This is a genomic window from Devosia geojensis (assembly GCF_000969415.1).
Taxonomy (GTDB): domain Bacteria; phylum Pseudomonadota; class Alphaproteobacteria; order Rhizobiales; family Devosiaceae; genus Devosia; species Devosia geojensis.
This window is the reverse complement of sequence record NZ_JZEX01000109.1, coordinates 25,634-49,497: the sequence shown is the minus strand read 5'-3', so window position 1 is coordinate 49,497 and position 23,864 is coordinate 25,634. Positions and strand designations below refer to the sequence as shown.

The 23,864-nt window shown below is 66.7% G+C and carries 19 protein-coding genes and 2 pseudogenes; 6 read left to right on the top strand and 15 right to left on the bottom strand.

The genetic code is table 11. From position 1 onward, the window contains the following. Positions 1-102: 102 nt before the first annotated feature. From osmF to VE25_RS11740, 13 genes and pseudogenes are all read right to left on the bottom strand, one after another. Complete coding sequence (gene osmF, locus VE25_RS11800) at positions 103-1,011, bottom strand: glycine betaine ABC transporter substrate-binding protein OsmF (RefSeq protein ID WP_046108828.1); 909 nt, start codon at positions 1,009-1,011, stop codon at positions 103-105. Positions 1,012-1,089: 78 nt separating this feature from the next. Further along, complete coding sequence (locus VE25_RS11795) at positions 1,090-2,634, bottom strand: aromatic amino acid ammonia-lyase (protein ID WP_046108827.1); 1,545 nt, start codon at positions 2,632-2,634, stop codon at positions 1,090-1,092. Between the two features lie 103 nt (positions 2,635-2,737). Beyond that, positions 2,738-3,532 (bottom strand): annotated as a pseudogene (locus VE25_RS11790) (SAM-dependent methyltransferase); the annotation flags it as partial. 378 nt (positions 3,533-3,910) lie between these two features. After that, positions 3,911-4,051, bottom strand: a pseudogene (locus VE25_RS23615) (NAD(P)-dependent oxidoreductase); the annotation flags it as partial. A 16-nt stretch (positions 4,052-4,067) separates the two neighbouring features. Then, positions 4,068-6,713: a nitrate reductase gene (locus VE25_RS11785; RefSeq protein WP_046108826.1), complete on the bottom strand. Its 2,646-nt coding sequence runs from the start codon at positions 6,711-6,713 to the stop codon at positions 4,068-4,070. Between the two features lie 208 nt (positions 6,714-6,921). Further along, positions 6,922-7,254, bottom strand: a complete 333-nt coding sequence (gene nirD / locus VE25_RS11780; RefSeq protein WP_046108825.1) for a nitrite reductase small subunit NirD — start codon at positions 7,252-7,254, stop codon at positions 6,922-6,924. Positions 7,255-7,510: 256 nt separating this feature from the next. Then, positions 7,511-9,958, bottom strand: coding sequence for a nitrite reductase large subunit NirB (gene nirB / locus VE25_RS11770; protein ID WP_046108823.1), 2,448 nt, complete (start codon positions 9,956-9,958; stop codon positions 7,511-7,513). 23 nt (positions 9,959-9,981) lie between these two features. Beyond that, complete coding sequence (locus VE25_RS11765; RefSeq protein ID WP_046108822.1) at positions 9,982-11,244, bottom strand: MFS transporter; 1,263 nt, start codon at positions 11,242-11,244, stop codon at positions 9,982-9,984. Between the two features lie 438 nt (positions 11,245-11,682). Further along, the gene (locus VE25_RS11760; protein WP_046108821.1) at positions 11,683-12,477 is read right to left on the bottom strand and encodes an ABC transporter ATP-binding protein; all 795 of its coding nucleotides are present in this window, start codon (positions 12,475-12,477) and stop codon (positions 11,683-11,685) included. Positions 12,478-12,491: 14 nt separating this feature from the next. After that, on the bottom strand, positions 12,492-13,388 hold the full coding sequence (gene ntrB, locus VE25_RS11755) for a nitrate ABC transporter permease (protein WP_046108820.1): 897 nt from the start codon (positions 13,386-13,388) through the stop codon (positions 12,492-12,494). Between the two features lie 64 nt (positions 13,389-13,452). Further along, the gene (locus VE25_RS11750) at positions 13,453-14,766 is read right to left on the bottom strand and encodes a CmpA/NrtA family ABC transporter substrate-binding protein (protein WP_046108819.1); all 1,314 of its coding nucleotides are present in this window, start codon (positions 14,764-14,766) and stop codon (positions 13,453-13,455) included. Between the two features lie 366 nt (positions 14,767-15,132). Then, positions 15,133-16,347: a CmpA/NrtA family ABC transporter substrate-binding protein gene (locus VE25_RS11745; protein ID WP_046108818.1), complete on the bottom strand. Its 1,215-nt coding sequence runs from the start codon at positions 16,345-16,347 to the stop codon at positions 15,133-15,135. Between the two features lie 10 nt (positions 16,348-16,357). Further along, positions 16,358-16,948, bottom strand: a complete 591-nt coding sequence (locus tag VE25_RS11740) for an ANTAR domain-containing response regulator (RefSeq protein ID WP_046108817.1) — start codon at positions 16,946-16,948, stop codon at positions 16,358-16,360. Positions 16,949-17,074: 126 nt separating this feature from the next. On the opposite strand from VE25_RS11740, the gene VE25_RS11735 reads away from it, so the two are divergent. Further along, the gene (locus VE25_RS11735; RefSeq protein WP_046108816.1) at positions 17,075-17,356 is read left to right on the top strand and encodes a type II toxin-antitoxin system Phd/YefM family antitoxin; all 282 of its coding nucleotides are present in this window, start codon (positions 17,075-17,077) and stop codon (positions 17,354-17,356) included. Beyond that, entirely contained in the window at positions 17,356-17,766 is a 411-nt protein-coding gene (locus tag VE25_RS11730) for a type II toxin-antitoxin system VapC family toxin (RefSeq protein ID WP_046108815.1), read from the top strand. Before VE25_RS11735 ends, VE25_RS11730 begins: the two co-directional genes overlap by 1 nt. Here the strand turns inward: VE25_RS11730 and VE25_RS11725 are convergent. Continuing rightward, positions 17,750-18,619, bottom strand: coding sequence for an NAD-dependent epimerase/dehydratase family protein (locus VE25_RS11725; RefSeq protein WP_046108814.1), 870 nt, complete (start codon positions 18,617-18,619; stop codon positions 17,750-17,752). The genes VE25_RS11730 and VE25_RS11725 overlap by 17 nt on opposite strands. A gap of 232 nt (positions 18,620-18,851) precedes the next feature. Between VE25_RS11725 and VE25_RS11720 the strand changes: the two genes are divergently transcribed. The 3 genes from VE25_RS11720 to VE25_RS11710 all read left to right on the top strand — a co-directional run bounded on the left by VE25_RS11720 (position 18,852) and on the right by VE25_RS11710 (position 20,902). Beyond that, entirely contained in the window at positions 18,852-19,277 is a 426-nt protein-coding gene (locus VE25_RS11720; RefSeq protein WP_046108813.1) for a hypothetical protein, read from the top strand. Between the two features lie 167 nt (positions 19,278-19,444). Next, complete coding sequence (locus VE25_RS11715) at positions 19,445-19,792, top strand: SH3 domain-containing protein (protein ID WP_046108812.1); 348 nt, start codon at positions 19,445-19,447, stop codon at positions 19,790-19,792. Between the two features lie 96 nt (positions 19,793-19,888). Then, on the top strand, positions 19,889-20,902 hold the full coding sequence (locus VE25_RS11710) for an asparaginase (RefSeq protein ID WP_046108811.1): 1,014 nt from the start codon (positions 19,889-19,891) through the stop codon (positions 20,900-20,902). Here the strand turns inward: VE25_RS11710 and VE25_RS11705 are convergent. Further along, the gene (locus VE25_RS11705; protein ID WP_046108810.1) at positions 20,899-22,230 is read right to left on the bottom strand and encodes a TIGR03808 family TAT-translocated repetitive protein; all 1,332 of its coding nucleotides are present in this window, start codon (positions 22,228-22,230) and stop codon (positions 20,899-20,901) included. The two genes, VE25_RS11710 and VE25_RS11705, sit on opposite strands and share 4 nt — an antisense overlap. Positions 22,231-22,376: 146 nt before the next feature. On the opposite strand from VE25_RS11705, the gene VE25_RS11700 reads away from it, so the two are divergent. Next, complete coding sequence (locus VE25_RS11700) at positions 22,377-23,858, top strand: helicase HerA-like domain-containing protein (RefSeq protein WP_046108809.1); 1,482 nt, start codon at positions 22,377-22,379, stop codon at positions 23,856-23,858. Positions 23,859-23,864 lie beyond the last annotated feature (6 nt).

The following is a 23,864-nucleotide window of genomic DNA, read 5'->3' as shown; positions in this document are numbered from 1 at the left end:
GGATTGAGGGTGGGGGTGGTTCGGTGGATCACTGATGGACCCCCACCCCCAGCCCCTCCCCTCAAGGGGGAGGGGGGCGCTTCGTGCCAATGGCTGAACCACTCAGCTCACGAACCCGTTGCTGGTGAGGAAGTCGGTCGCGACCGCAGCTGCCGGTTCGCCGCCGACCTGGACGCGTCCGTTGAGCTCCTGCAGGGTTTCGAGCGTCAGCGCCTCGAAGACGGGAGCCAGCAGTTCCTCGATCTGCGGGTATTCGGTCAGCACCTCCTCGCGGATGATCGGGGCGGGCTGGTAGACGGGCTGCACGCCCTTGTCGTCCTCGAGGACGACAAGGCCCGAGGGGGCGATGCCCCCGTCCGTGCCGTAGACCATGGCGGCGTTGACGCCGTTGGTCTGCTGCGCCGCCGCCGCGATCGTCGCGGCGGTGTCGCCGCCCGAGAGGGTGACGAGCTGGTCGGGCGAGAGGGTGAAGCCGTAGACTTCCTGGAACTTGGGGAGCGCCGCCGGCGAGTTGACGAACTCGGCGGAAGCCGCGAGCTTGATCTCGCCGCCGCCGGCGACGTATTCGCCGAACTGGGTGAAGGTCGTCAGGCTGTTGGCCTCGGCGACATCCTGGCGGATGGCGACGGCCCAGGTGTTGTTGGCGGGCGACGGGGTCAGCCAGACGATCTTGTTGGCCTCGTAGTCGAGGGTCTTGGCTTCTTCATAGGCGGTCTCGGCGTTGTTCCAGAGTGGATCGTCGGCCATCTCGAAGAAGAACGCCGCGTTACCGGTGTATTCGGGATAGATGTCGATCTCGCCGGCGGTGATCGCCTCGCGCACGATCGGCGTGCCGCCGAGTTGGATGCGGTCCTCGACGGGAATGTCGTTGGACTCGAGCACCTGCAGGATGATGTTGCCGAGAACCCCGCCCTCGGTGTCGATCTTGGAGGACACAACCACCTGCGCCTGCGCGGCGGTTGCGGTAAGAGCCAGCGCCGCGGCGCCGAGGAGAATTCTGATTAAGCGCATGATTGCCTCCTTGTTGAGCCGGATGGTTCGGCTTCACCTACCCTATCTCACTGACAGAATGTGGCCAGAGCATTTGCCCTAATCCACGGGACCCAAAGCGAAATACTCGTCCAGCTCCATGATGGCGGAATGGGAAATCAGTTCACCCATGAAGGCATCGGAGGCGAGAGCCTCCTCGATCGCCTCGACCTCGGCCGAGAGCGGGCGATCCTCCCGGTAGAAGGCGGCGTGGCGGCGCACGAGATCGTAGATCATGCCCGGCACGTTGCCCGGCCGGTCCTCCGAAAGGTCCATCGCCTGAGCCGAAAGCAATCCTTCGAGCGCCGCAAGGCGTCGCAGCGCGCCGACCTGTCGCTCGAAGCGCTCGACGACGAGCGGCAGGAACGCCGCCTCGTCCTCGAGCCCGTTGGCGACGACCAGCGACTGGGCGGAGATGGCGTTCGACAAGGTGAGGACGCGCACGAACAACTCACCGGCGAGCTTGATGATGGGGCCGAAACCGGTGGCGATGGCGCCGGGCGCGACGAGATTGACCGGCAGGTTCCGCCGACCGCCATTGCCGAGCAGCACGCAGCGGTTGAACGAGTTGCGCGCCACATGCGCCAGCGCCAGCTGCGCGGTCTGCAGGAAAACGGTGACGTCGAGCGGCAGAGACCCGCCCGAGGTCAAGACCTGGCCGCCGGCGACGACAGGGTTGTCGTCGGTCCGGCCCGTCGCGGCCACGACGGTGCGCCCGGCGACGACGAGGCTCTCGAAGGCTGTGGCGAACACCTGGCTCATCATGCGGATGGAGAGCGGATCCTGCACATGCGTGCCGATGGGCCACTCCCAGCCCATGGCGTTGAAGTAGAGCCAGGCGCCGATGCCCGCCTCGCGCTCTGTGCCCACATGGGCGACGGCCTTCCACGGGTCGCGCGAGGCGCCGAGGGCGCCAGCGGTGGTGAGGCCAGTGGCGAGCAGCGTGCGCACGGCGGCGGCGGCCTGGCGGATGGCGCGGGCGGCTGCGGCATAGCCGATGGCGTTGGTCGAGACCGAGGCGAGGCTGTCGCGGGGGGCGAGGCGGAATGGAGCAAGGCCCGCCTGCTGCAGCGCGTCGATCGCGGGCAGGCGCCTGCCGTCGTACATCGCCTCGCCGACGCCGGTCAGCACGGCGCCGATCTGGCCCATGAGGCCGATATCGGCGCAACCGATCGAGCCCGTGCGCCGCACCACCGGAATGAGGTCGGCCGAGAGAAGCTTCATGAAGGTGTCGACCAGGTCCGGCGTGCAGCCGACCCGGCCGGTCAGCGCCATGTTGATGCGGATGGCGAGCGCCCCGCGCACCACCTCGATGGGGAAGGGGCTGCCGGTGCCGAAATGGTGGGCGCGCACAAGGCCCAGCGAGAAGGTTTCGAGATCCTCCTCGGACCATTCGACGTCCTTCATGGCGCCGACACCCGTGGTGGTGCCGTAGACCGGCTGGCCCGAAGCGATCGTCTCCTCCACCACCTCGCGCGCCGCCTCCACCCGGGCGAGGGCGGCGGGGTCGGCCGTGATGGCGACCTTGCGCGTGCCGATGCGCGTGAGATCGGCAAAGCTCAGCGGCTTTCCTTCGAGACGGATGTGGGGCAAGGCGGCGTTCAATTCCGGCTCCGGACGTTGCGATTGGATGATCCTTTCGCATCCGGAGCCGGGGCGCAAGGGCGCGTCCTCAGGCGAATTCGTCGACCTTATTCCCGGGATTTCGGGCCACAACACGCGGCGCAGCCGCGACGCCCGGCACCACCTCGACCGGAAGGCCCTGGCGTTCCAGCATGGCGATTTCCAGGCCGGCGCGTTCGCCGGCGAGAGGATCCCCACAGACGAGCCGGACGTGCTTTCCCTGACGGGCGAAGCCGGACGCCGTCACGCCGATGTCGCCCCGCGCGTCGACGGCGAGGCGCCTGGCCTCGCGGCGGGCGAGCTCGAGGATATCGGGGGAGACGAGGTCATCGAAGAGGATGACGTCGGCCGATTGCAGGGCGCGCACGGCCTTGATGGTGAGGAGCTCCGCATCGCCAGGCCCGGCGCCGACGAGGGTGACGCGCCCGGCGGGGGCTTCGGCCTCGATCCGCGAGATCAGCGATTGCGGGTCGGCCTCGGGGGCGGCGCCGAAAGCCATGTCGGTGAAGCGCTCCCAGAAGGCGCGACGCTCGGGGCCGGGGGCGAGGCGGGCCATGACCTCGGCGCGGATTTTCGCCGCGGCGTCGGCCCATGCGGCAAGCGTGCGCGGCAGCAGCGTTTCGATGCGCCGGCGCACGGTCTGCCCGAGGATCGGCGCGGCGCCGGCCGTCGAGATGCCGACGACCAGCGGCGAGCGGTTGACGATGGCGCCGAACTGGAACTGGCAGAGCTCGGGCTTGTCGATGACGTTGTAGGGCACGCCCGCTTCCCGCGCGGCGGCGGCGAAGGCGTGGGCTTCGCGTTCGTCCTCGATATCGGCGACGGCGATGGCGGCGCCGGTGAGGTCGGCGGCGGTCCAGGGGCGGGGGATGAGGGTGATGGTGGCGAGGGCGGCGCTGGCGTTGAAGGCCCCCTCACCCGGCCCTTCGGGCCGACCTCTCCCCCAAGGGGGAGGTGCTTCGCGTGCAAGCCCGGGAACCCTCTTCACCTCTCCTCGGAAGGGGGCGCTGTGGAGGGGGCAGTGCTCTGTGTTCGCCACCTCCCCGATGTCATCCCGGCGAAAGCCGGGACCCAGTAAACGACGTGCGGAAGGCTCTTGCTGTAGGGCGTCGCTTGCATCGCTTATGTGAGAATTCTCGTGCTCGAACTGCGTGGCCGGCTTGTACTGGGTCCCAGCTTTCGCCGGGATGACAGCCGGTGGGTGCGGACATACTGGGGTTATGGCAGCCAGCCCCAGCATCTCCTCGCAGCACTCCTCCATCGGCGCGAACACCTCCACCCGCGCCCCGGCGGCGGCCAGCAGTTCCGCCTTCCAGCGTGCCGGTTCGCCGCCGCCGATGATGACGGCGCGTTGGCCGGTGAGCGTGAAGAACACGGGCAGGCACGCGAGCGCCCCCATGCGTTCGGGAACGGACCTATTCGGCTGCCGCGAGACGATGCGCATCGATGATTCCCCGGATTTCGGCGCGGCAGGAGCCGCAATTGGTGCCGGCCTTGGTGAGGGCTCCGACCGCCTCCACGCTCGTGCACCTGGACCGCGTAACGGCATCGGCGATGGTGTTGACCCCGACCCCCATGCACGAGCAGACGATCGCGCCCTGGTCGGGCATGTCGGCGCCGGGCCGGCCGGCAAGGAGCGCTGCGGCCGCGACCGCCTCGGCCTCGAGCTGCGAAACCACCCACTGTCGCGAGACGAGCACCGGATCGGGCGAGAGGAAGAGCGCAAAGCCGAGCCGCCCGTTCTCGACGCAAACATAGACGCGCCGGCCGGAGGTCTTGTCGAAGAGGGTGGTGAGCGATGCGTCTTCGGGCACGCCGAAGCTCAAGCGCACGGCCTTGTCCCAGTCGGAAGGCTCCTCGGTCCAGGCAAGCTCGCCGCGCAGGCCCCCCGGCGCCTCGGCGATGGCCCAGTAGTCGCAGATGAGCCGCGGGCGATTGCGGGAAACGAAGAAGCCGTAGATGCGGGTATGGAACGGCGTCAGTGTCACGCGGGCCATCTTCAAGGCCGGCTGGCCGGAGACCGGGTCGGTCTTGGCGGTCACCAGCGTATCGATGCGCGCGCTCGAGGCGAACTGGTCGGTCCAGTGCATGGGCGCGAACACGTGCCCGCGCTGGGCCCGCTCGCTGACGAGGGCGCGCAACACCGCGCAGCCGTGGCGGTTCTCCAGGCGCACGAGGCTGGTACGACGGATGGAGAGTGCCTCGGCGTCGGCCGGGTGGATCTCGACGAAGGGCTCGGCGATGTGGGCGGAAAGGCGCGCGGCTTTGCCGGTGCGCGTCATGGTGTGCCAATGGTCGCGCACGCGCCCGGTGTTGAGGACGAACTGGCCCGGCGCCGGCGAGATCGGCGGGGGCGGCTGGATGGGCACGAACCGCGCCTTGCCGTCCGGCGTGAAGTAGCGCGCGTCGCCGAACATGCGCTCGGCACCCTTGCGGGGCTTGCGCACGGGCCATTGCACCGGGGCCATCGCCTCGTAGTCGGTGCCGGTGAGGCCGGAAAGGTCGAAGTCGCGTTGCCCTTCGTTCTCGAACGCCGAGAGCGCGACGTGCTCGGCAAAGATCTGCGCCGGGGTGAAATAGGAAAAGGCATGGGCAAAGCCCATGCGGCGGGCCACCTGCGAGACGATCCACCAGTCGGGCCTGGCTTCGCCGGGTAGCGCAAGGAACGGGCGCTGGCGCGAGATGCGGCGCTCGGAATTGGTGACGGTGCCATCCTTCTCGCCCCAGCCGGCGGCGGGCAGGCGCACATGCGCTTCGGCGACGGTGTCGGTCCTCGCCGACATGTCGGAGACAACGACGAAGGGGCAGGCGCGCAAGGCCGCGCGGGCGGCGTCCGCTTCGGGCAGGCTGTCGACCGGGTTGGTCGCCATGATCCAGACGGCCTTGATGCGTCCGTCGGCGATGGCGCGGAAGAGGTCGACGGCCTTCAGGCCGGGCCTTGCGGCGACGGTGCTGCTGCCCCAGAAGCGCGAGACGCGCTCGATGCTGGCTTCATCGAAATCCATGTGGGCGGCGAGCATGTTGGCGAGCCCCCCGACCTCGCGCCCGCCCATGGCGTTGGGCTGGCCGGTGACCGAGAACGGCCCCATGCCCGGCCGCCCGATGCGGCCGGTGGCCAGGTGGCAGTTGATGATGGCGTTGACCTTGTCGGTGCCCGAGGCCGACTGGTTGACGCCCTGCGAATAGACGGTGACGACCTTCTGCGTCGTGGCGAAGAGCTCGTAGAAGGCTTCGAGGTCGGCGGCGGGGACGCCGGTCGCCTCGGCAACGCGGGCGATGTTCCAGTCCTCGGCGAGCAGCTCGGCGGCCTCGAAGCCGATGGTGTGCTCGCCGACATAATCCCGGTCTATGACGCCCCGGCGGGAAAGCGCGTTGAGGAGGCCGACGAAGAGGGCGGCATCGCCGTCGGCGCGCACGGGCAGGTGGAGGTCGGCGATGTCGGCCGTCATGGTGCGGCGTGGATCGACGAGGACGACGCGCATTTGCGGCCGTTCGGCCTTGGCGGCGGCGAGGCGCTGGTAGATGACCGGGTGGCACCAGGCGAGGTTCGAGCCGACGAGCACGACGAGGTCGGCAAGCTCGAGGTCGGCATAGTTGCCCGGGACCGTATCCGAGCCGAAGGCGCGTTTGTGGCCGGCGACGGACGAGGCCATGCAGAGGCGCGAATTGGTATCGATGTTGGCCGAGCCGATGAAGCCCTTCATCAGCTTGTTGGCGACGTAGTAATCCTCGGTCAGCAGCTGGCCGGAGCCATAGATGGCGACCGAATCCGGGCCGTGCTCGGCGATGGTCTTCTTGAAGGTCGTCGCAACGAGGTCGAGCGCTTCGTCCCAGCTTGTGCGGTTCCCATGGATTTCCGGATAGAGCAGGCGCCCGTCGAGGGAGAGCGTTTCGCCGAGCGCCGAGCCCTTGGAGCACAGCCGCCCGAGATTGGCCGGATGCCCGGGGTCGCCGGCGATGGCGACGGTGCCGTCGGGCCGGGGCATCGCGAGCACGCCGCAGCCGACCCCGCAATAGGGGCAGGTGGTGCGGATTGGCGTGGGCTGGGCGACGACGGTCATGCGCGGGTCCCCTGCCAACGGAGAGCGCTGCCCCCCTCATCCGGCGCTACGCGCCACCTTCTCCCACGAGGGGAGAAGGGAGGGGTGGCCCATTGTTGGCGCTGATTCAAAACCTTGTCCTTCCCGATACCTGGAGAGAGCCGCCTCCCTTCTCTCCTCGTGGGAGAAGGTGCCCGAAGGGGCGGATGAGGGGGCGATGAGCCATCGCCTACTCGGCCGCCTCCATCATCACCTCGGGTGCCATGAAGATGCGCCCATCGACGACGTCGATGGGGAAGGTCCTGACCTGCCCCTCGTCGGCCCCCTGCGCCTCGCCGCTCGCAAGGTCGAACACCCAGTTATGCAGCGGGCAGGTGACCGAGGCACCATGGACGATGCCTTCAGCGAGCGGTCCGCCCTTGTGGGGACAGCGGTTCTCGATGGCGTAGATGTGGTTGTCGGCGGTGCGGAACACCGCGATCTTGCCCGCCGGCGTATTGACGCAGCGCGCCCCGCGCTGGGGGATGTCGGTGACGCGGCCGATTTCGATCCAGTTGGTCATGGTTGGGAATCCTCGTCGTGGTGCGTCGGCAATTCCAGGCCTCGATCCCACACCACCCCCGATGTCATCCCGGCGAAAGCCGGGACCCAGTATGCGCTAGGCTCGAGTTTCGTGTCGGGAAGGCTGGAACGACGCGTCTCCGGCATGAACCGGTTGTTCCGTGTGTACTGGGTCCCGGCTTTCGCCGGGATGACAGCCTGGGAAAGGGGGAGCGAGGTGCTCAATGAGGCGCGAAGGGGGAAGAAACCCATCCCCATCACTCCGCCGCCACCGGCAGGCCGAACTCGGCCATGGCGGCGAACTCGTGGGCGTCCTTGCCGTTGACGCGCTCTTCCCACGGGTCGACCTGGGCGAACTTCTGCGAATAGGTGAAGCGCTCGAAGTAGTGGCGGCGCTTGTCGAGGTCGTCGACGATGTTGGCCTTGATCGAGGCGGTGCCGACGCGCTTGGCCCATTTGTAGATGCGCTCGAGGTACCGTGCCTGCTCGCGGTAGAGCTGCGTCAGGGCGACGATGATCTCGAGCGCCTCGTCCTCGGTCTTGGCGTGGCAGAGGACTTCGGTGCCCTTGATGTCGAGGCCCGCGGCGCCAGCGAAGTGGATCTCGTAGCCACTATCGACGCAGACGACCCCGACGTCCTTGCAGGTGGCTTCCGCGCAGTTGCGCGGGCAACCCGAGACCGCCATCTTGACCTTGGCCGGCGTCCACGAGCCCCACATGAATTTCTCGATGCGGATGCCGAGGCCGGTCGAATCCTGCGTGCCGAAGCGGCACCAGTCGGACCCGACGCAGGTCTTGACGGTGCGCAGGCCCTTGGCGTAGGCGGCGCCCGAGACCATGCCGGCCGAGTTGAGGTCGGCCCAGACGCCGGGCAGGTCCTCCTTCTTGACGCCGAGGAGATCGATGCGCTGGCCGCCGGTGACCTTGATCGCCGGGATGGCGAACTTGTCGGCGACATCGGCGATGGCGCGCAGTTCCTTGGGGTTGGTCATGCCACCCCACATGCGCGGAACGACAGAATAGGTGCCGTCCTTCTGGATGTTGGCGTGGACGCGCTCGTTGATGAAGCGGCTTTGGCCGTCATCCTCGTATTCGCCCGGCCAGGTGGCGACGAGATAATAGTTGAGCGCCGGCCGGCATTTGGCGCAGCCGCAGGAGGTCTTCCACTCCAGTTCCTGCATCACGGCAGGGATGGACTTCAGCTCCTTGGCGACGATCAGGCGCCGCACGTCGTCATGGCCGAGGTCCGTGCAGGAACACATGGGCTGGACGGCGGCCGGGTTGTAGCTGTCGCCGAGCGTCAGCGCCATCAACTGCTCGACGAGATGCGTGCACGAGCCGCACGAGGCCGAGGCTTTGGTATGGGCCCGCACGCCATCGAGGGTGGTCAGGCCCTTCCCCGTTATGGTCGAGGTGATCTTGCCCTTGCAGACGCCGTTGCAGCCGCAGATCTCTGCCTCATCGGGCAATGCTGCAACGGCCGCCGTAGGGTCCAGGGGGGCGCCCCCCTGGTAGGCCTGGCCGAAGATCAGGGTATCTCGCATCTCGCGCGTGTCGGTACCACGGCGCAGCATATCGAAGAACCACGGGCCGTCGCCGGTCTCACCGTAGAGGACGGCGCCGATGATCTTGTCCTCCTTGAGGACGAGGCGCTTGTAGACGCCCGAGGACGCGTCGCGCAGCACGATCTCCTCGCGATCCTCGGCCTCGGCGAAGTCGCCAGCCGAATAGAGCGAGACGCCGGTGACCTTGAGCTGGGTCGCGGTCTTGACCGGGCGGAAGGCGGCGTCCTCCTTGACGAGGGTCTTGGCCGCGACCTTGGCCATGTCGTAGAGCGGGGCGACGAGCCCATAGACGGTGCGCTCGTGCTCGACGCACTCGCCGACGGCCAGGATATCGGGGTCCGACGTGATCATCTGGTCGGAAACGACGATGCCGCGCTCGACGTGGAGGCCCGCGTCCGTCGCGATGCGCGTCTCCGGCCGGATGCCGACGGCCATGACGACGATGTCGGCAGGGTAGACCGTGCCGTCGTCGAGCGAGACCGCCTCGACGCGATCGTTGCCGAGGATGGCCTTGGTCTGCGCCTTGGTGTGGATCCTGATGCCGCGCCCTTCGAGCTCCTTCTGCAGGAGGTATCCGGCGGCCGGATCGAGCTGGCGCTCCATAAGGTGCCCCATGAGGTGCAGGACCACCACCTCCATGCCGCGCAGCCGCAGCGCTGCCGCCGCCTCGAGGCCGAGGAGCCCGCCGCCGATGACGACCGCCCGGGCGTCGGGCTTTTGCGCCGCCGCGACCATCCTTTCGACGTCGTCGAGGTCGCGGAAGGCCATCACGCCCGGCAGCTCCTTGCCGGCGACGGGGATGATGAACGGCGCCGAGCCGGTGGCGATGACCAGCTTGTCGTAGGGCGTCTCGCCGTTGCGCGAGAGCACGACCTTGGCCTTGCGGTCGATGGCCGTAATCGTCTCGCCGAAGCGGGTCACGACGCCGTTGGCCGCGTACCAGTCCGCGTCGTGGGTGACGATCTGCTCGTAGGTCTTCTCACCCGCAAGGACCGGCGAGAGCATGATGCGGTTGTAGTTGCCGCGCTGCTCCGAGCCGAAGAGGGTGACGTCGAAGGCTTGCGGGTTGGCTTCGAAGAGGTGCTCGAGCACGCGCCCCGAGGCCATGCCGGCGCCGATGACGACGAGTTTCTGCTGCATGGATTGGTCTCCCTGAAAAGGTGTCAGGCCGGCTGCGCGGCGAGCCGCGTCATCCGTCTGACGGCGGCGTGCATCAGCGCGAGCGAGACGACGACGAGGACGAAGAGCGCCATGAAGCAGCTCGTCCACAGCCCCGTGACGTCGTTGAGCCAGCCGAAGAGAAGGGGAAGCACGAACCCGCCCAAGCCGCCGATCATGCCGACGAGCCCGCCCACCGCGCCGACGTTCTGCGGGTAGTAGGCCGGGATGTGCTTATAGACCGCCGCCTTGCCGAGGCTCATGAAGAAGCCGAGGACGAAGACGAGGGCGATGAAGGCCCAGGGCGCGATCTCGAAGTGGATGGCAACGCTCCCCTCGACGCCGTGGACGACGGAGTCCGTCGGCGGGATCGAGAGGATGAGCGTGACCAGCGCCGAGACCGCGAAGGTCCAGTACATGATGACGCGCGCGCCCACCTTGTTCGACAGGGTGCCGCCATAGGCGCGAAAGATGCTGGCGGGAATCGAATAGGCGGCGGCGACGATGCCGGCGGTGGCGATGTCGAAGCCGTAGACGCCGATGAGATAGCGCGGCAGCCAGAGGGTAAGCGCCACGAACGCCCCGAAGGAAAAGAAGTAATAGAGCGCAAAGCGCCAGACACGGGCGTCCTTCAACGGCGCGAACTCGGCGGCAAGGCTGCGCTGCGCGCCGCCTTCGATGCGCCGGCGCTTGATGACAGGATCGTCTTCGGTCGTGAACCAGAAGATCGCGGCCATGACGGCGAGTGCGCCCGCCCAGACGAGCGCGACGCTCTGCCAGCCCCAGGCGAGCATCACGAAGGGCGCGAGGAATTTCGTGACCGCCGCGCCCACATTGCCGACGCCGAAGATGCCGAGCGCCGTGCCTTGCTTGCCTTGCGGATAGAAGCGCGACACATAGGCGACACCGACCGCGAACGACCCGCCGGCGATGCCGACGCCGAGCGCGGCGACAAGGAACTGCTCATAGGTCTGGGCAAACGCGAGGAGGGTGGTCGCCACGGCCGCCGCGAGCATGGTCAGCGTATAGACGAGGCGCCCGCCATAGCGGTCCGTCCAGATGCCGAGCGCGACGCGCACCAGCGAGCCGGTCAGCACCGGCATGCCGATGAGGAGCCCGAACTGCGTCTCGGAGAGGCCGAGCTCGTCCTTCAGGGCCACGCCGATGATCGAGAAGATCGTCCAGACGGCAAAGCAGACGGTGAAGGCAATGGTCGAAAGGCCGAGCGCGCGCTGCTGTGAGCCGGTGGTGACTGCGGGAACGGTCATGATCGCTCCATGAGTTGAAAACACGAAGGCCGCCAACCGGTCCGCGCATCGATCGGGAGATCGGATGCGCGCACCTGTTGGCGGCCTTGCCTATGGTTGCGTCCGCCATTGGACGCCGAATTCATGAGCCGTCTTGGGAGGAGCTCATCTGCCCTTCGCGTTGCACGAAGCGTGCCAAGTGCGGGGCGGGGAGAAGAAATGAAATTTGTCAGTCACTTGCACTGAACGGGCGGGGAAAGACGGCTGAGGTGGCCTTTCCGGGAGGCGTTCAAATCGATTCCATCCTGCTCATTCTTTTGGCATTCGATGGAGTAGCGTGGGATGTGCTTGTTATTTAGGCGGTGCGTTAGATGGAAGGCCCTGCGCGGCCACATGGAACACCTCTCCCTCCGGGGGAGAGGTCGGCGCGCAGCGGCGGGTGAGGAGGCCTTCATGAGCCTACGCCGCCTCCACGAACCGGTGCCGCTCATAAAGGAATTTCAACACCGCCTCGCGGCATTTGAGGTAGGTGCGGTCGGACGCAAGCTCGAGGCGTTTGCGGGGGCGCGAGAGGGGCACGTCGAGCACCTCGCCGACGGTGGCGGCCGGGCCGTTGGTCATCATCACGATGCGGTCCGAGAGCAGCACGGCTTCGTCGACGTCGTGGGTGATCATGATGATGGTGTTGCCGAGCCGGGCGTGGATTTCCATCATCTGGTCCTGCAGGTGCGCGCGGGTCAGCGCATCGAGGGCGCCGAACGGTTCGTCGAGCAGCAGGATCTTGGGCTCCATTGCCAGCGCCCGGGCGATGCCGACGCGCTGCTTCATGCCGCCGGAAATCTCGGTCGGGCGCTTGTCCCTGGCATGCGCCATCTGTACGAGGTCGAGGTTCTCCATGATCCACTCGTGCCGCTCGGCGCGGCTTTTCGTGCGGCCGAACACCTTGGCGACGGCGAGATTGACGTTCTCGTAGACCGTCAGCCACGGCAGCAGCGAATGGTTCTGGAAGACGACGGCCCGATCGGGGCCGGGCGAGGAAACCTCGGCGTTCTCGAGGATGATGCCGCCGGCGGTGACCTCGGTGAGGCCGGCGATGAGGTTGAGGAGGGTCGACTTGCCGCAGCCGGAATGGCCGATGATCGAGACGAACTCGCCGCGCGCGATGTCGAGGCTGATGTCGCGCAGCACCTCGGTCGTCGCGGCGCCGCGGGTGAAGGTCTTGCCGACGTTCTGGATCGCAAGATAGGCGGGCATGGTACTTCCTCCGGTCAGGCGGCGCTGGTGCCGCGGGTGACGATGGCGCCGACGAGGCCGACGAGCCTGTCGAGGACGAAGCCGACGAGGCCGATATAGACGAGGGCGACGATGATGTCGGAGAGGCGCGAGGAGTTCCACGCGTCCCAGATGAAGAAGCCGATGCCGACGCCGCCGGTCAGCATCTCGGCGGCGACGATGGCGAGCCAGGAGAGCCCGACGCCGATGCGAAGCCCCGAGAAGATGTAGGGCGCGGCGGCCGGCACCATGATCTTGAAGAAGAATTCGCGCTGGTCGAGCCGCAGCACGGCCGCGACGTTGCGGTAGTCCTGCGGAATGTTCCGCACCCCCACGGCAGTGTTGATGATCACCGGCCAGATCGACGTGATGAAGATGACGAAGATCGCCGAAGGGCCGGAGTCCATGAAGGCGGCGAGCGAGATCGGCAGCCAGGCGAGCGGCGGCACGGTGCGCAGGATCTGGAAGATCGGATCGAGCCCGCGCATCATCCACACCGACTGGCCGATGACCGCGCCGATCGCGACCCCCATGACCGCCGCCAGCCCGAAGCCGATGGCGACGCGCTGGAGAGAGGTGAGGACCCTCAGGCCGAGGCCGATGTCCTGCGAGCCGTAAACGAAGAACGGATCGACGATGAGCTCGTAGCTGTCGGTCCACACCTGCGAGGGCGGCGGAAGCGAGGAGCCGGGCGAAGAACAGAGCACCTGCCAGACGGTGAGGATGATCGCCAGAACGACGAGCGGTGGAACGGTGGCTTGTGCGACGGCGCGCAGAACCGCGCCGATATCGATCGGGCGCGGTCGCAGCGCCCCGAGCGGCACGATGGTGGCCGGAGCGGCTTTGAACGGCAGGGGCGTGACGGTATCGTCTTTGGTGGCAGGCAGGGTCATGGGGGCTCACCATCGGTTCGAGATCGGGGACCGGCGCGCCCGGAGCGCGCCGGAGCGTTGCGCGTCAGGCCAGCGCCTTGATGGCGAGGCTGTCGAGATAGCCCTGCGGATCGGCCGGATCGAAGGTCTTGCCGTCAAAGAACGTCTCGACGCCGCGGCTGTCGCCTTCCGGAACGGTCGAGAGGCCGAGGCCGCGGGCCGCTTCGAGCCAGAGGTCGGAGCGGTTGGTTTGATTGACCAGCGCCGCAATGTCGGTATCGGCGGGGAAGGTTCCCCAGCGGATGTTCTCGGTGACGAACCAGGTGTCGAGGCTCTTCCAGGGATAGGAGGTGGAGCCGTTCTCGCCCCAGAATTTCATCAGAAGGTCGGTGCCGGTCTCGACGCGGCCGTTGCCGTAGTTGATGTCGCCCCTGATGCGCCCGATGATGTCGGGCACCGGCACGTTGTACCACTGTCGCCGGCCGACGATCTCGGCCATCTCCTGCTTGTTCTCCATGGCGTCGCACCATTGCTGGGCTTCCATGACGGCCATGAGGACGGCGAGGGCGGCGTTGGGATTGGCGTCGACCCAGTCGGCGCGCATGCCGAGGACTTTCTCCGGGTGGCGGGACCAGACCTCCCCGGTGGTGCAGGCGGTAAAGCCGATGCCCTGGTTGACGAGCTGTTCGTTCCACGGCTCGCCGACGCAGAACGCCTCCATGTTGCCGACCTTCATGTTGGCCACCATCTGCGGGGGCGGCACGACGATGAGGTCGACTTCGCTGGTCGGATCGATGCCGCCGGCGGCGAGCCAATAGCGCATCCAGAGGTCGTGGGTGCCGCCGGGGAAGGTCATGGCGACCGGCACCTCGGCGCCCGAGGCTTTCTTGGCGGCGAAGACCTCCTTCAGCGGCGAGGAATCGAGGCCCACACCGGTCTCGGCATAGGCCTGCGAGACGGAGATGCCCTGGCAATCCTCGTTGAGGTTGAGGAGCGTGTACATCGGCAGGGGCTGGTTGTTCTGCATCACCTTGCCGGTGGAATAGAGATGCACCTTCGGCCGCAGGATATGGCCGCCGTCGATGCCGCCCGAGGCCGAGCCCAGGGCCATGTTGTCGCGCGTTGCGCCCCAGGAGGCCTGCTTCTCGACGAGGACGTCCGGCACGCCATGCTTGGCGAAGAGCCCTTTCTCCGCGGCGATGATCAGGGGCGCCGAGTCGGTCAGCGCGATATAGCCGAGCTTGGCGCCGGTCACCTCCGGGCCTGCCCCCTGCGCGAAGGCGCCCGAGGGGAAGAGGGTTTTTGCCGCGAGGAGCGTCGCGGCGGTGGCCGTCACGCCCTTGAGGAAGGATCTCCGGCTGGTTGCGGGCGGGGCCGCCCGACCTGTGGTCTGCTGCATTCTCGTCTCCGTTTTGCACCGACACCCTCGGAGCTTTCGGGAACGGAACGGCCCGCTGAAAAAGACAAAAGCTGCCAACCGGCGATCGCCCAGCGTGAGCTGGTTGCGTGCACCTGTTGGCAGCTTTGCCATTTTGCGGGCGCCCGTCCTTGGACGCCGAGGTCATGAGCCGTCTTGGGAGGAGCTCATCGCTCGACACGCTGCATGAAGCGTGCCAGATGCGGTGTCGGGACGAGAATTGAGGTTTATCAGGCGCTTGCCGGGAACCTGCCTCTTGGCCGAATTCCCGTTGACGGTGCCGATCGGCTCAAAGCGGCAGCGCTATGATCAATACTTAATCAAAACGATATATCGCCTAATGTTTCATCAAGTCAGCAGACGCTGACTATCGATGTAGGAATCGAGCCGCTCCGGATCGAACGTCCTGCCGTCAAAGAACCCGTCGGGGAGAAGCGTAAGCTGCCCCGGGGAGGCGGGAATCGCGGCGGGGGTCGAGAGGGCGCCTTCAACCTTGAAATCGGCGATCGGCGCCGGCACGCCGAGCGGTCCCAGCACCTGCCGATAGATATCGGGCCGGAAGCAGGCGGTGGCGGTGGCGGCGTTGGCCGGCATATGGGCGACCTCGCCCCAGCGCACCATCTGGCTGTAGTACCAGAGCGCGTGGCTCTTCCACGGGAAGTTGGCGGCGCTGGCATAGGGAATGAAGTGGTCCGGCACGGTGCGGATGACGCCCGCCCCGACATCGAACCGCCCGTCGAGGGCGCGGGCGACGATCTCGGCCGGCTGGCCGAGGTAGTGCGGCGCCGACATGATGGCGGCGATTTCGGGATGGTTGGCCGCATCGGCGCACCAGAGGGCGGCGCGGTGGATGGCGCGCATCAGGGCCGCGACGATCTCCATGTTGGCTTCGGCCCAGTCGGCGCGCATGCCCAGCACCTTGTCCGGGCTCGCCCGCCAGATCGAGGCCTTGACGGTTGCGATATGCGCGCCCTTGAAGGCGACGCCGACGCTGTTCCACGGCTCGCCGACGCAATAGCCGTCGATGCCGCCCGAGCCCAGCGCGTCGGGCAGGAGCGGGGGCGGCAGCACGACGATCTCGATGTCGCGATCCGGCAGGACGCCGCTCGCCGCCATCCAGTAGCGCAGCTCGTAGTTGTGCGAGGAGGTCTGATGGACGACACCGAAGCGCAGCCGGCGCGGCGATGTGTCGACGACGCGCTTCAGGGCCGCGCCGACGGGGCCGGCGGCAAGGTCGTCCGGAGCGCCTTCGCCTCGCATCGCCTGCCAGAGCGCGGCGCTGACGGTGATGCCGTTATTGCCGAGGCCCAGGATCATCGGCGTGATCATGGGCGTGGCGAGGGGCGTCAGGCCGAGGCTCGAGGCGAGCGGCATGGGCGCCAGCATCTGCGCCACGTCGAAGTGGCCGAGCGCCGCCCGGTCGCGGATATTGGCCCAGGAGGTCTCCTTGACGAGATGGAGGTCGAGGCCCTCGGCCTCGGCAAATCCCTTCTCGCGCGCGAGCACCAGCAGCACGGAATCGAGGAGGGGCAGGAAGCCGGCGGTGACGGTGACGAGGCTCATGGGGCTTGTCCTATGGGCCGAGCAGGTCGGCGGCGGTGATGAGGCTCTGGGCGATGTCGACCATGCGGCGGTTCTGGTTCATCGCCGTCGAGCGCAGGAGCTTGTAGGCCTCCTCCTCTGAAAGGCCCCTGGTCTTCATTAGGATGCCCTTGGCCTTCTCGATGATCTTGCGGTCCTCGAGCTCGCTCCTTGCCTCCTCGAGCTCGCGCGTCAGCCGCGCGAATGCGTTGAAACGCGAGATGGCCATGTCCATGATGGGCTTGACGCGCTCTTTCTTGAGGCCGTCGACCACATAGGCCGAAACGCCCGCCTCGACGGCCTTCTCGATCATCGTGCGGTCGGAGCGGTCGACGAACATGGCGATCGGCCGCTGCACGACCTTCGAGAGCGAGAAGAAGTGCTCGAGCGTGTCGCGCTGAGGATTCTCGAGATCGATGACGATGACGTCGGGTGTCGTCGCGGCGATGGTGCGCGCCACCTCGTTGACGCTGTGGATCACCTGGACCTTGGTATGCCCGGCCTCACGCAGCCCGTCCTCGATGATCGAGGCGCGGATACGGTTCTCGTCGATGATGAGGATCGAGAGTTCGGGCTGCTGCATGGCGCGCACTCATGCAAAAGCTCGCGCCAGATGCAAGTGGCAAGATTGCACAATATCTATGCAGAAGTGGTTGGCTTGCGATTCTGGTCAGACTGACCTAAATTGGGCGATATATAGGAGGTTGCCATGGCGACCTGGCAAGTACAGCAGGCAAAAAGCCATTTCAGCGAGCTTCTCGAGAAAGCCGAACGCGAAGGGCCGCAGACCATCACCAAGCACGGAACCGAGAAGGCCGTGGTGCTTTCGGTGGAGGAGTATCGGCGATTGGCGGGGCCAAAGAAGACGTTCATAGAGCATCTGCTGTCGGGTCCGAAGTTCGACGATTTCGAGATCGAACGGGACAAGGATACGGGCCGGGATGTCAGTTATCTATGGGAAGATGACGGCAACCACGACGACAAGAAGTAATGTCGGGATTCCTCATAGATACGAACGTCGTTTCCGAAACGAGAAAGCGGAATGCTTCGCCGGCTGCGATGGATTACCTGTCACGCCTCGAAAGCGAGCACACCTACATCAGCGTCCTGACCTTGGGCGAGCTCAGGCGCGGCGTCGTTGCCAAGCAGGCGACGGACAAGATCATGGCGGCCGAATTTCAAAGCTGGCTCGATGATATCGAACGCGAATATGTGGGCCGCACGCTGACGATCACCGCCGAGATCGCCCATCGCTGGGGCGAGATCACCAGCGACCGCACGCGGCCGGTGGTCGATTCGCTTATCGCCGCGACCGCCATCGTGCACGGGCTGACGGTCGTCACGCGCAATGTGCGTGACTATCAGACGCTCGGCATTCCAGTCATCAACCCCTGGAACTGACCCCGTTCCGCCAGGAATATTGTGGCCAGTAGCCGAGCATGCGCTTGGCTTTCTCGATCGAGAGCAGCGTGCCGTTGGTGGTGATGCCGTCCTTCTGCGGCACGTCGGGAAAGACCTCGGCCAGCAGCGAGGTGTTGGAGCGGCTCATGACCGTATCGGCGTTGGCGATGATGAACGCCTCGAACCCCTTGAAGTCCGCTTCGATCGAGCGGCGCACCGCCTGCGCCCCGTCGCGCGCGTCGATATAGCCCCAGAGGTTCCACTTGCGCGCCCGCGCGTCGTCGTCGAAGGCGGGGAAGCGCTGGTAGTCCTCCGGGTACATGACGTTGGAGAACCTGAGGCCGACGATGCGCAGCTCCGGGTCCCAGCGGCAGAACTGGGCGGCCATCGTCTCGTCGAGAAGCTTGCCGAGCGAATAGGCGGTCTCTGGGCGCGGGAAATACTCCTCGTCGACCGGCGCGTAGGGCGGCGGGTTGTCGAAGGGCAGGCCCAGCACGGTCTCGCTCGAGGCAAAGACGATGTTCCTGATGCCGGCGAGCCGGCAGGATTCAAAGATGTTGTAGGTTGCGGGCACATTATTGGCGAATGTGCGTGCATTTGTTGCAAGGCCCGGCGCGGGAATCGCGGCGAGATGCACGACGGCGTCGAACGGCCCGCCCCGTTCGTCTACACCCCCGAGAATGGCCGCCGAGACCTCCCCGAAATCGGCGAGATCGACCTTGACCGTCGGGCAGATCGCCTCGTGCGGCGGTGTCTGATCGAGGTTGACGACGTCATAGCCATGGGTGACGAGCTCCTTGAGGACGGCGCGGCCGAGCTTGCCGCTGCCGCCGGTGACCAGAACCTTCGCCATCTGCGATACCTCCCGGATTCCAGGCACTTCGCCCGTCTTGATCGGATCGAGCCTGACACGGAACGGCCCGCCTGCCAACCGTCCCGAGCGGCCGCACGAAGGGTAAACGGCGGCTGAACGATCCTCTCACCGCCGGTTCAAGGCGGCTCCTGCAGTCTCGCGGGCAATGGCGGGTGCAAACCCGACCGTCCCGCGGATGGTCCGCCGGACGAACCCCATCGGGAGAATCGAAATGAGCAAGTTGAAGACCCTTGTCGTCGTCGCCGGCCTGATGTCGGCCCTGACCACCGTCGCGGCGCAGGCCCAGGGCTGGCCCGGCAGCAACTACCCCAACCCCGTGTCCTCCTCAGACGACGACTGCGACGCGATGCTGGGGCATATGCGCCGCGTCACGGCCCAGCGGATCGCATCGATCCAGCCAGGCCAGCGCGTCGCGCTGATCCCGGTCTGCGAGATGGAATCGGAGACCGTTTCGAAGGACTACAGCGACCTCTTCCGCGGCGGCAATGTCGATGGCCTGCGTCCGCAGATCGCCCGCAACGCGACCCTGATGACCGCGCTCGCGGCCAAGGGCTACGACCACTACGACGTGATCAGCCTGCGCGAGGGCGGCAACGAGAGCATCATCCTCTACGTGCATCAGCGCCATATGCGCTGATGCCACAGATTTCGAGGCGTGACACTCTGACGGCGGGGCGACCCGCCGTTTTCTTTGCCTCGGCCGAAAGCCTGAACGCTATCTGAACGCGGGTCTCAGGGCTGGTTCAAAGCGGCCCGGTTAGTCTCTCCCCATCGAAACGCAATCACCAATGCGGGGAGACGGAAATGAAGACCATGAGCAAGCAACACGAGAAGGTGCTGGTCGCCACGCTTTGCGGCCTCATCATCGCCAGCGCCGCCGCCTTTGCCGTGCAGCCGGCGATGGCCGCCGGCTACCATGTCGAGCAGCCTGCGCGCGTCGGTAACATCGCCGCCTGGGACGTGCTCAACGTGCGCAAGTGGCCGGCCCATTATTCGCAAAAGATCGGCGCGCTCGAGCCCCAGACCTCCGTCTGGGTCGAGCGCTGCAACGAGATTCCCGGCAGCGCCGACTGGTGCCTCGTCGAGAAAGGCAATCTCAAGGGCTGGGTGAACTCGCGCTACCTGAACCGCATCCACAACTGGGACCTCTAAGGGCCCAGTCCTATCCGTCAACCTGCCTCCTCCCATGCATGTTGACTTTTCCGGTCCGGTGCTGTTCGCAGATCAGCCCGGACCGGAGTTTTTCTGATGGACGCGAATCCCGTTTTGGCCGAGGCCGTGCGCGGCAACTGGGTGGAAAACCGCCACCGCGGCGCCTTCGCCGTGATCGACGCCGATGGACGGATCATCGCTTCGGCTGGCGACATCGAACGGGCGATCTTCCCGCGCTCGGCGATCAAGTCGATGCAGGCTCTGGCGATCTTTTCGGAACACGCCGACGAGAAGTTCCATCATAGCGGGGAGGAGCTGGCGCTGGCCTGCGCTTCCCATCACGGTGAGGACGAGCATGTGACGGGGGTCAGCCGGTTCCTCGAGCGCATGGGGCTTGGCGTCGACGATCTCGAGTGCGGGGCGCACCAGCCGACCAACCCGGCGGCGCGCAAGGCGCTGCGGGCGAGGGGCGAGCAGCCCAGCGCGCTGCACAACAACTGCTCGGGCAAGCACTCGGGCATGCTCTCGGTCGCGCTCGCCATGGGGGTCGATCCGCACGGTTATGTCGAGCGCGAGCATCCCGTGCAGAAGCGGGTGCGCGCCGCCATCGAGACGGTGATCGGCGAGCCGCTGAGCGAAGACCGCTGCGGCACCGACGGCTGCTCGATCCCGACCTTCGCCGCGCCCCTGCGGGCCTTCGCCTACGGGTTCGCCCGCATGGCGACCGGGCAAAGGCTTGAGGCGGAACAAGCGACTGCCGCCCGCCGCCTCTTCGATGCCGCGACAGCCCATCCGCACCTCGTTTCCGGCACCGGCCATCCGGACGAGACGATCATGAAGGCCTTCAAGGGCCGTGTGATGCAGAAGGTCGGCGCCGAGGCGGTGCAGTGCGGCGCCATCCGCGACAAGGGCTGGGGCTACGCCATCAAGTGCGACGACGGCAACGTCACCGCCTCGCAGACGATGCTGGCGGCGCTGCTGCTCCAATTCGCCGACCCCGACGACGAGCAGCGCCGGATGCTCGAGGCGCTGAAGCGCCAACCGATCAAGAATGTACGAGGACTGGTCGTCGGCGAAATGCGGGCGGCGGAGCCGTTTCACGGACTTTAGCCGCTGACGCTCACATTGGCGAACCGCCCAGCATTGGCGAGAAGGTCGGGTTCGACGACGTCGTCCCAGGCGAGGCCGGCGACCTTGTGGTCGAGGATTTCGGCGAGAAGGTTGTTAGCGATGTGCACCGCGCCCGTGCCGTCGACGACGCTGACGGCGATGCCGATGTCGGCCTTGCGCACCATGTTGCCGGAGATGACGACGTTGCGCAGGAACGGGCCATAGCCGGCCGCGATGGCGCGGCCGGGGACGTTCTCAACCGTGTTGCCGGTGATGACCGTCTCGGCCTCGGCATAGATGCCGTAGGGCGAAACGTCCGGATTGACCGACGAGAACGGGGCGATGTTGCGCACGATATTGCCCGAGCAGACGGCGAGCTGCCCGCCCCGATCGAGATTGGTGATCGAGATGCCGCCGGCGGCGCCGTCGACGATGTTGTTGGCGATGACCGAGCCGGAGAACTCGAATTCAGAAAAGATCGCGACCTCGCCGGAGGTGAGGCAGATGTTGTCGGAAACCTGCGTATTGCGAGCGGCGTTGAGACGGACGGCCGAGAAGGCACAGTCGAACATGCGGTTGGCCGAAACGATGACCCCGCTCGCCCGGAAGATATTGATGCCGTTACCGTTCTGACCGTTGCCGCCGCCCTGCCAATCGATGTTGCGGATGTCGTTGTTGGCGATGATCGTCGGATCCTCGCCGATGGTGCTGCGCCAGATGCGGATGCCGGCATTGCCGCAATCGCGGATGCGGCAGCCGGTGACGGCGAGGCCGCGCCCGTCCATCGAGTGGATGGCCGCATCGCCAAGGCCGGAGAAGGTGCAGTCATCGACGACGACCTGCGAATCGCGCGCCAGGAGCCCCGTGCCCGCGCCATCGAGGAAGGCGCAGCGATAGAGGCCGATGCCGGCGCTGCCCTCGACCTCGATAAGTCCGCGATCCTCGTCCGTGGCGCCGGCAAAATCCACGTCGTTGACGGTGACGGCCCGCGCGCCGCTGATCTGGGCGACGGGTCCGTCCTGCCAAGCGGCGAGGCGCGAGCGCCCGCGTACGCCCTGGAGCGTCAGGCCATCGGGCAGGGTAAGGTCGCGGGCGTGGAGCGTTCCGGCCGGCAGCAGCAGCGGGCGTCCCTCACCGGCGGCGGTATCCACGGCCGCCTGCAGGGCCCTGCTCTGGTTGGCGCCGGCATCGGCGACAAGCGCGAACGTCTCCGCCTCGAGCGGGGCAGCGTGGGCGCCAAGCGGCGCGAACGCCGGCGCAACGACGAGCGTGGCGCCCAAGCGCTTGAGGAAAAGCCGGCGGTCGGCACGTGCGACAAGCTGCTGCATGAGGGGCATCCTGCCGCTCCCCGGCCCCGCGCGCCAGCATTGGCCGTGATCGTGGTGAACGGTCACTACGGATTGCTTTGCCTTGTCCGGCGGGGCGACCCATGGCTATAAGTTCCGGGAAAACCAATCGGAAGGGCAGGGCGGCCATGCTCGTCGACGACAAGATCTACCTCGGAACGAGCAAGCGGCCGGAGTATCTGACGCTCAAATACGCCAATCGCCATGGGCTCGTCACCGGCGCCACCGGCACCGGTAAGACGGTGACGCTGCAGATCCTCGCCGAAGGTTTTTCGCGGGCCGGCGTGCCGGTCTTCGCCGCCGATATCAAGGGCGACCTTTCCGGCATCGCCATGGAGGGCACGCCGCAGGACTTCATCGCCAAGCGCTGCGAGACGATCGGGTTCACCGATTTCGCCTATGGCGCGACGCCGACGATCTTCTGGGATCTTTTCGGCAAGCAGGGCCACCCTGTGCGCACCACGGTCTCCGAGATGGGCCCGCTGCTGCTCGCGCGCATGCTGCAGCTCAACGACACCCAGGAAGGCGTTTTGAACATCGCCTTCAAGCTCGCCGACGACGAGGGGCTGCTGCTTCTCGACCTCAAGGACCTGCGGGCGCTCCTCGTGGCGGTGCAGGAGCGGGCCAAGGAGGTTTCGGTCAAATACGGGAACGTGTCGACCGCCTCCATTGGCGCCATCCAGCGCGCGCTTCTCGTCCTCGAGCAGCAGGGCGGCGAGAATTTCTTCGGCGAACGGGCACTCGAGATTTCAGACCTGATGCGCACCACCACCGACGGCAAGGGCTACGTCTCGGTGCTGGCGGCCGACGAGCTGATGCGCTCGCCGCGCCTCTATGCGGTGTTCCTGCTGTGGCTGCTTTCAGAACTCTTCGAGCAGCTGCCCGAGGTCGGCGATCCGGACAAGCCCAAGCTCGTCTTCTTCTTCGATGAGGCGCACCTGCTGTTCGACGAGGCGCCGAAGGCCCTGATCGACAAGGTCGAGCAGGTGGTCAGGCTCGTCCGCTCCAAGGGCGTCGGCGTCTATTTCGTGACGCAGAACCCGGCCGACGTGCCCGAGAGCGTGCTCGCCCAGCTCGGCAACCGCATCCAGCATGCGCTGCGCGCCTATACGCCGCGCGAGCAGAAAGCGGTTCGGGTTGCCGCCGAATCCTTCCGGCCCAATCCCGAATTCTCGACCGAGGAGGTCATCACCCAACTCGGCACCGGCGAGGCGCTGGTCTCGGTTCTCGAGGAGAAGGGTATCCCCTCGATGGTCGGGCGCACGCTGATCCGTCCGCCGTCCTCGCGGATCGGACCGGTAACGCCCGAGGAGCGTCGCACGCTCGTCGCCGGCTCGCCGGTGGGTGGTCTCTATGACGAGATCATCGACCGGGAATCGGCCTTCGAGGTGCTGGCGGAAAGCGCAAAGCGCAAGCAGGCGGCTGACGAGCAGGTCCGCCTCGATGAGGAGCGGGCAAAGCAGGAGCGCATGAGCCAGCCCACGGCGCGCCGTTCGAGCCGGCAGACGCCAGCAGAGGCCGCCATGAACTCGCTCGCCCGTACCGTGGCCAACCGGTTGGGGAACGCGCTGGTGCGCGGCATCCTCGGCAGCCTGTCGTCGCGGCGCTAGGGCTCG

Coding starts and splice junctions, on each gene's coding strand:
- ntrB (WP_046108820.1), bottom strand. CDS start 13,388: ATGACCCTGCCTGCCACCAAAGACGATACCGTCACGCCCCTGCCGTTC.
- VE25_RS11725 (WP_046108814.1), bottom strand. CDS start 18,619: ATGGCGAAGGTTCTGGTCACCGGCGGCAGCGGCAAGCTCGGCCGCGCC.
- VE25_RS11700 (WP_046108809.1), top strand. CDS start 22,377: ATGCTCGTCGACGACAAGATCTACCTCGGAACGAGCAAGCGGCCGGAG.
- VE25_RS11745 (WP_046108818.1), bottom strand. CDS start 16,347: ATGAGCCTCGTCACCGTCACCGCCGGCTTCCTGCCCCTCCTCGATTCC.
- VE25_RS11730 (WP_046108815.1), top strand. CDS start 17,356: ATGTCGGGATTCCTCATAGATACGAACGTCGTTTCCGAAACGAGAAAG.
- VE25_RS11760 (WP_046108821.1), bottom strand. CDS start 12,477: ATGCCCGCCTATCTTGCGATCCAGAACGTCGGCAAGACCTTCACCCGC.
- VE25_RS11705 (WP_046108810.1), bottom strand. CDS start 22,230: ATGCAGCAGCTTGTCGCACGTGCCGACCGCCGGCTTTTCCTCAAGCGC.
- VE25_RS11765 (WP_046108822.1), bottom strand. CDS start 11,244: ATGACCGTTCCCGCAGTCACCACCGGCTCACAGCAGCGCGCGCTCGGC.
- nirD (WP_046108825.1), bottom strand. CDS start 7,254: ATGACCAACTGGATCGAAATCGGCCGCGTCACCGACATCCCCCAGCGC.
- VE25_RS11750 (WP_046108819.1), bottom strand. CDS start 14,766: ATGCAGCAGACCACAGGTCGGGCGGCCCCGCCCGCAACCAGCCGGAGA.
- VE25_RS11720 (WP_046108813.1), top strand. CDS start 18,852: ATGAGCAAGTTGAAGACCCTTGTCGTCGTCGCCGGCCTGATGTCGGCC.
- osmF (WP_046108828.1), bottom strand. CDS start 1,011: ATGCGCTTAATCAGAATTCTCCTCGGCGCCGCGGCGCTGGCTCTTACC.
- VE25_RS11710 (WP_046108811.1), top strand. CDS start 19,889: ATGGACGCGAATCCCGTTTTGGCCGAGGCCGTGCGCGGCAACTGGGTG.
- nirB (WP_046108823.1), bottom strand. CDS start 9,958: ATGCAGCAGAAACTCGTCGTCATCGGCGCCGGCATGGCCTCGGGGCGC.
- VE25_RS11735 (WP_046108816.1), top strand. CDS start 17,075: ATGGCGACCTGGCAAGTACAGCAGGCAAAAAGCCATTTCAGCGAGCTT.
- VE25_RS11785 (WP_046108826.1), bottom strand. CDS start 6,713: ATGACCGTCGTCGCCCAGCCCACGCCAATCCGCACCACCTGCCCCTAT.
- VE25_RS11740 (WP_046108817.1), bottom strand. CDS start 16,948: ATGCAGCAGCCCGAACTCTCGATCCTCATCATCGACGAGAACCGTATC.
- VE25_RS11715 (WP_046108812.1), top strand. CDS start 19,445: ATGAAGACCATGAGCAAGCAACACGAGAAGGTGCTGGTCGCCACGCTT.